This window comes from Allofournierella sp., assembly GCF_048388525.1.
Lineage (GTDB): Bacteria > Bacillota > Clostridia > Oscillospirales > Ruminococcaceae > BQOK01.
Genome location: NZ_DBGCTQ010000037.1, coordinates 1 through 6,748, shown reverse-complemented (window position 1 = coordinate 6,748; position 6,748 = coordinate 1). Strand labels below are relative to the sequence as shown.

Sequence of the window (6,748 nt, the reverse complement as noted above, 5' to 3'; positions counted from 1 at the left end):
GGCGGCTGGAGCGCTTTGTTCTGCAGGACCGGCACGGACCGGTGTGCCTGTGGGCGCTGCCCTTTGTGCGGCCCGGCGCGGTGCGGGCTGCCCTGCCGGAAGAGGAGATCGCGGATTACACCGGCGCGGTAAAAGCCTTGGTTCGCCGCGCCGGCCCGGAGGCCGGCTGCCGCAACCTGCTGCTTGCCCACCAGTTTGTGACCAGCGGGGGGCAGGGCCCCGAGACCTGCGATTCCGAGACGGTGAACCTGGGCACGCTGGACAATGTGGACATGAGCGTGTTCGAACCCTTCGACTATGTTGCGCTGGGGCACATCCATACGCCGCAGCCGGTGGGGCGCGACACGGTGCGCTACTGCGGCGCGCCGCTGGCTTACTCGGTCACCGAGTCGCGCCGGGGAAAAACCGCCACGGTGGTGGAACTGGGGGCCAAGGGCGAGGTGCGGCTGAGCGAAGTGCCCCTGTCGCCCCTGCGGCCGGTGCGCCGGATCAAGGGGCCGCTGGAGGCACTTTTGCAGAGTGCCGAACGCAGCGGCGATTACATTTATGCGGTGCTGACTGACGACACGCCGCCCCTGGACGCCGCAGCCCGGCTGCGCAGCGTCTACCCCAACCTGGCCCGGCTGGAATTTGACCTGACGAATCGCCCGGCCCGGCAGGCGCCGGGACCGGACCCGGCGACCCTTGCCCGGCGGACCCCCGCTGACCTGTTTGCGGAATTTTATGAAAAGGTGCACGGCCGCCCCCTCTCGCGGGAGGAACAGATCATGCTGGACCGGGCGCTGGAAAGGGAGGGGCAGGCATGAGGCCGCTGGAACTAAAGGTTGCCGCGTTTGGCCCTTACGCGGGCGAAGAGTGCCTGGACCTGCGCCGCTTGGGCCGGGGCGGGCTGTTTTTGGTGACGGGCGACACCGGCGCGGGAAAAACGACCCTGTTTGACGCCGTGAGCTATGCGCTGTTTGGGCAGCTCTCGGGCGGGGTGCGCGGGGTGGACACCGTGCGCAGCGATTACGCAGACCCCGCGCTGGAAACCTATGTGGAACTGCGCTTTGAGCACCGGGGCAAAGAATATGCCGTGTGGCGCAGCCCCCAGTACCGCCGCCCCAAAAAGCGGGGCGAAGGCGAAACGGTGCACCCGGCGGCGGTGGCGTTTACCCCGCCTGAGGGGCCGGTCCTGGAAAGGATACAGGAGGCAGACGAAGCCATCCGGGCGCTTTTGGGCATGGATGGCGAGCAGTTCCGCCAGATCGCCATGATCGCACAGGGGCAGTTCACCGAGCTGCTCAACGCGCCGGGCGAAAAACGCAGCGGGGTGCTGCGCCAGATCTTTGGCACCGGCGCCTGCCGGGAATTGCAGGAAAAACTACGGGCCGCGGCGGCAAGCTGTGCGCGCGCCACCGAGCAGAGCGACGCTGCCCTGCGGCAGTATTTTGCGGGTTTAAAAGCGCCTGCGGGCGAGGAAGCGCGCCTGGCGGAGCTGCTGGCGGACGAGGGGGCGGTCTACCGCTGGAGAGAAGTGCTGGAACTGATGGAGGAACTGTGCGCCGACGACGAGGCGGCACAGGCGCAGCTGCGGCAGAGCATCGCGGTGCTGGACGCGGAGGTGGAAGGCTGCGCGGCCCGGCTGGAGCAGGCCCGCCAGGCAGCACGGCTGCGGCAGCAGGCCCAGCGCCAGCAGGCGGCGCTGGCCGCGCTGGAGGCACAGCAGGAGCCCCAGGCCCAGCGCCACGCGGCCCTGGCGGGCCTGACAGAGGAGAGTGAAGCCCTGGCCGGGCAGATCCGCACGGCAAAAGAGGCCCTGCCCGCATATGCCCGCAGGGAAGAGCAGCGTGCCGCGAAAAAAACGTTGGAGGCAGAGCTTGGCGCGGCCCAGACCCGCGCCGGCGAGTATAAGCGCCGGCAGGAGGCGGAGCAGGCCCGCGCTCTGCGCCTGGAACAAACGGCAAGCGAGGGCGCGGCGGCGGCGCTGGCCGCCGAAAAAGCGGGCGGCGAAGCGCAGCGGCTGGCCGCCGCGCTGGCGCAGGTGAGGACCGCGGCGGCGCTGGGGCGCCAGCTGCGGGAGCGGCAGGAGCGGGCCCGTGCGGCGGGGGAAGCCTTTTTGAAGGCGCAGCAGGCCTGCGACGAGGCCGCTGCGGCCCACGACGAGGCCGAGCGCCAATTTTGGCAGGGTCAAGCTGGGCTGCTGGCGGCGGAGCTGCGGCCGGGGTCGCCCTGCCCGGTGTGCGGCAGCACCCTGCACCCCAGCCCGGCGCGGCAGGTGGGGGGCGCGCCGGACAGAGAGAAATTGGACAAGCTGAAGGCGCACTGGGAGGCCGCCCGCTTGGCGCGGGAACAGGCCGCGGCGGCCAGCGGCGCGGCGCAGGCGGCCCAAAGGGCGGCACAGGAGAACTTTGTGGAGCGGGCGAACGCCGCCCTGGAAAGTTGCGGCCTGCCAGGGGAACACACCGCGCCGCGGCTTGCCGCCGTGGCCTTAAAAGAGGCGGGGGGCGCGCTGCAGGCCCAAGCGGCTGAGGCCCAGGCGGCGAGCGCGGCCGCGCAGAAACAGGCGGCCGAGGGGCAGAGAGCGGCCGCCGCGCTGGTTTCCTGCCGACAGCTGGCCGCGCAGCTGGCCGCACAGCTGGAAGAGGAAAACGCGGCTTTGGGCCGGCTGCGGGAAGAACTGGCCCAGAAGGCCGGGCGGGAAGAGGAGGCCGGCGCGGCCCTGCCTTTTGCGGGCGAGGCCGAGGCGAGGGCCGCCCTGAAAAAGCTGGAACAACAAAAAGAGCAGACCGATCTGCGCGCAAAGCAGGGCGAAGAGCAATGGCAGAATTACCTGCGGGAGTTGGAAAACGCCCGGGGGCTTTTGGCCCAGCGGACCGCCGACCTGGAGCGGTTGGGGGCCGTGCCGGAGAGCGCGGCGCTGGAGGCGAAGCTGGAAGAGCAAAAAGCGCTGCGGGAGGCGGTGCAGGGGCGCTGGCGGCAGCTGACCGCGCGCCTGGAGGCGAACCGGGAAGCGGTAAAAGCCATCCGGGCCGAGGCGCAGAAGGGGGAAAAGGCCCGCCATGCCGCCGAGCTTGCCGACCGGCTGGCCCGCACGGCGGGCGGCACCCTGACCGGGGGGCTGGGCAAGCGGCAGTTTGAACAGTATGTGCTGGCCGCCTATTTTGAGAGCGCGGTACAGGCGGCGAACGGGCGGCTGGCGGGAATGACCGGCGGGCAGTACGAGCTTTTGTGCCGGGGCCGGGCCGACGGGCGGGGCCAGAGCGCGCTGGACCTGGACGTGCTGGACAACTACACTGGCAAGGTGCGCAGTGTGAAGAGCCTTTCCGGCGGCGAGACCTTTCAGGCGGCGCTGGCGCTGGCGCTGGGCCTTTCGGATGCGATCGGCCAGTTTGCGGGAGGGGTGCAGGCCGACACGCTGTTTGTGGACGAAGGTTTTGGCACACTGGACGAGGACAGCCTGGAAAAGGCCATCGCCACCCTGCACGGCCTGGCCGCGGGGGAGCGGCTGGTGGGGATCATCTCCCATGTGCCGCAGCTGCGCGGGCGGATCGAAAAGCAGGTGGTGGTGACCAGAACCCCCTGCGGCAGCCACATGGAGCTGCGGGAGCTGTGAATAAAAAATACGCCCGCCGTGCAATAACACGGCGGGCGTATGCGTTGGGCGGTAAAGGGTTCAGGATTTCATGTGGCGGGGCACCCCATTCACGTAGATGGGGGTCATCTCGCCCTGGATCAAAGGGCGGGCGTAGGCCTCGAAGGCAGGGCCCACCTGCATGCCGCCCGGTTCGATCCACTCCAGCGGCACGCCCTTTTCCCGGTTTGCCACCTGGAGCACGTCCACGGTCTCGGCACCGCACAGGTAAGGGTGGTCGGCCAACCGCTTGAGGGCGCTCATGCGGCCGGTCTGCCCCTGCAGGGCGGCCAGCACCGCTGCGCCGCCCACCCGGTAGGCTTCGCTCACGTCGGTGCGGCTGGCCAAATGGCTGGCGCAGCGCTGCAAGGTGGAGAGCTCGATGGCGCGGGTCTTGCAGCCCAGCTCGCGGCGGATCAGGTCCGACAGGTAGCGGCTGGTGCCCGAGAGCGCGGCCTTGTGGCCGAAGGCGTCGACCGGGGCGTCGCCCCCCGCCAGATCGCACAGGTAGGTGCCGTCTTTCAGCTTGACCCCCTCGCTGGCGGCGATGACCACGTTGTGCTTTTCCCTTTGCAGCTGGTCTACCCGCTGCAAAAACAGGTTTTGTCCAAACGGCACTTCCGGCAGGAGGATCAGGTCCGGGCCGTCGCAGTCCTCGCCCCTGGAAAGGCTCGCGGCCCCTGCCAGCCACCCCGCGTGGCGGCCCATGATCTCGGCCACGGTGACGCTGTGCAGGTCGTACACCGTGGAATCGCAAATGACCTCTTTCATCACGGTGGCAATGTATTTTGCAGCGGAGCCGAAGCCGGGGGTGTGGTCGGTGAGCACCAGGTCGTTGTCGATGGTCTTGGGCACCCCGAGAAAGCGCACGGGGCTGCCCACCGCCGTGCCATAGGCCGAGAGCTTGGCGATGGTATCCATGCTGTCGTTGCCGCCGATGTACAGCACCGCGTCGATGGAGTGTGTGGCGAACAGTGCGAACAGCTTTTGGTAGATTGCCTCACCCGCCTCGGGAGCGGGCAGCTTGTACCGGCAGCTGCCCAAAAAGGAGGAAGGGGTGCGCTTGAGCAGCTCGATGCTCATGCTGCCGGAGAGCACTTTGTCCAGATCGACGATGTGGTCGGCCAGCAGGCCCTCAATGCCGTATTGCATGCCCCAGATGCGGCCCGCCCCGCACTCGCGGGCTGTTTCGTACACCCCCGCCAGGCTGGAGTTGATGACCGCGGTGGGGCCGCCGCTCTGCCCCACGAGAAAATTCATTGCCAAAACAACACATCCCTTGCAAAATTTTGACGGAATATCATTTTTATTGTATCCTATTTATAAACCGAGTGCAATGTTCCGGGAGGGTTTTTCGTATATAGGGTAACAACAAACGCAGCGGCAAGAAAACAAGGAGGGAAAAGAATGAAACGATGGATAGCAGTGCTGGCCTGCTTGGCGTTGGCAGCGGGGCTTTTTACCGGCTGCGGCAGTTCGGGGGGCACACAGGCGGCCAATAGCACAGCAGCATACGATTCGGCGGCGGGAGAGAGGCCCGAGGCCATGCCTGCCGAAGGGGAAAACGGCCTGGGCGGCGATGGAACACGGCAGCTTACCCCGCAGGATGGACGCAAGATCATTTACAACGCGTCGCTTGAGCTGGAATCCAAGCAGTTCGAGGCGGCGCGCGACGCGCTGCTGGAGGCCGCGGCCAAGGCGAAGGGTTATGTGCAGGAGAGCGGTGAGGGCGGCAGCGCCGAGCGGGGCACCCGATGGGTAAACTATACCTTCCGCATCCCCAGCGAGCAGTACGGCGCGTTTTTGGGCACCGCCTCTGAGGCGGGCAACCTGCTGAGCAAAAGCGAGAGCACTCAGGACGTGACCGCCGACTATGTGGACATCGAGGCGCGCCTGGACAGCCTGCGTACCCAGGAGGAACGCCTGTTGGAATTGGCGGGACAGGCGGAAAAGCTGGAGGATCTTTTGGCCATTGAGGAGCAGCTTACCCAGGTGCGCTACCAGATCGAGAGCTATACCGGCCAGCGGCGGGTGTACGACAGCCTGATCAGCTACTCCACCGTGGATGTGCACCTGAGCGAGGTGCAGGCGCTCACCCCCACAGACCCGGGGTTTGGCACAAAGTTGGGTGCCGCCTTCCGGGGCAGCTGGACGAACTTTGTGGAGGGCTTGCAGGGGCTGCTGATCGGCCTGATCTACGCATTGCCCACCTTGATCGTGCTGGGCCTCGCTGCCCTGGCGGCGGCGCTGGTGCTGCGGGCGGTGCGCAGGCGGCGCCCGCCCCGGCCCAAGACCCCCTCGCGCGCGGTGCCGCCCCTGCCGGGGCAGGAGATGACCCCGCCGCCGGCCGCCCCCGCCCGGGAAAAGGATCCTCCGAAATACGGCCCGCAGCAGTAAAATAAATGCGGCCCGGCATGTAAATAGGGTTGTTGCAAGATAACTTTCCCCAAATGGTACCAAAGGCCCTCTTGAACCTGTGAACGGCTAGCGGTCAAGAGGGGCGTGGAAAAACACAAAAAGCGGCCAGTAATTGCTGGCCGCTTTTTATGAGTTCAGATGAGGGATGCGACCTGTGGCAGCAGCCGGGCTTGCTGACCATCGGGCCATTTCTATCCACGCATCCCGTGAGGGATGCGACTGTCGTGGACGGCCCGCTGCTGCGCTTTGTGGGCATTTCTATCCACGCATCCCGTGAGGGATGCGACCCGTGCGGCCAGCAGTTGGATCCAGCCCGCGGCCGAATTTCTATCCACGCATCCCGTGAGGGATGCGACACGAGGCAATACTGGGCGATATGGATGTCGCCTATATTTCTATCCACGCATCCCGTGAGGGATGCGACAATCTACCAAGGACACCGTAAAACACAGAAAATCATTTCTATCCACGCATCCCGTGAGGGATGCGACAAAGAGATCGGGACATGCGGGCGTAGTAGGAAATATTTCTATCCACGCATCCCGTGAGGGATGCGACCTACGACCCAAAAGACAGCAATGCCGAGGATGTATTTCTATCCACGCATCCCGTGAGGGATGCGACCTGGTACCCGTCCATCAGTGCGCGGTATTCTTCCATTTCTATCCACGCATCCCGTGAGGGATGCGACCGGTGCTGCAGCACAAGCAAAAGTTC

General features: G+C 66.3%; 4 protein-coding genes and 1 CRISPR repeat array. Of the genes, 3 read left to right on the top strand and 1 reads right to left on the bottom strand.

Annotated elements, in window-relative coordinates:
* Window positions 1-806 (top strand): exonuclease SbcCD subunit D (locus tag ACMLHZ_RS03620; protein WP_418666434.1); only part of this gene is annotated, 806 nt, incomplete at its 5' end.
* Window positions 803-3,595, top strand: coding sequence for an AAA family ATPase (locus tag ACMLHZ_RS03615; protein WP_418666433.1), 2,793 nt, complete (start codon window positions 803-805; stop codon window positions 3,593-3,595). The genes ACMLHZ_RS03620 and ACMLHZ_RS03615, both read left to right, overlap by 4 nt.
* 60 nt (window positions 3,596-3,655) lie before the next feature.
* On the opposite strand, the gene ACMLHZ_RS03610 is transcribed toward ACMLHZ_RS03615, so the two are convergent.
* Window positions 3,656-4,879: a 6-phosphofructokinase gene (locus ACMLHZ_RS03610; RefSeq protein ID WP_418666432.1), complete on the bottom strand. Its 1,224-nt coding sequence runs from the start codon at window positions 4,877-4,879 to the stop codon at window positions 3,656-3,658.
* A gap of 141 nt (window positions 4,880-5,020) precedes the next feature.
* Between ACMLHZ_RS03610 and ACMLHZ_RS03605 the strand changes: the two genes are divergently transcribed.
* Entirely contained in the window at window positions 5,021-6,010 is a 990-nt protein-coding gene (locus tag ACMLHZ_RS03605) for a DUF4349 domain-containing protein (protein ID WP_418666431.1), read from the top strand.
* Window positions 6,011-6,218: 208 nt separating this feature from the next.
* A CRISPR array of direct repeats spans window positions 6,219-6,722; the repeat unit is 33 nt; unit sequence ATTTCTATCCACGCATCCCGTGAGGGATGCGAC.
* Window positions 6,723-6,748 lie beyond the last annotated feature (26 nt).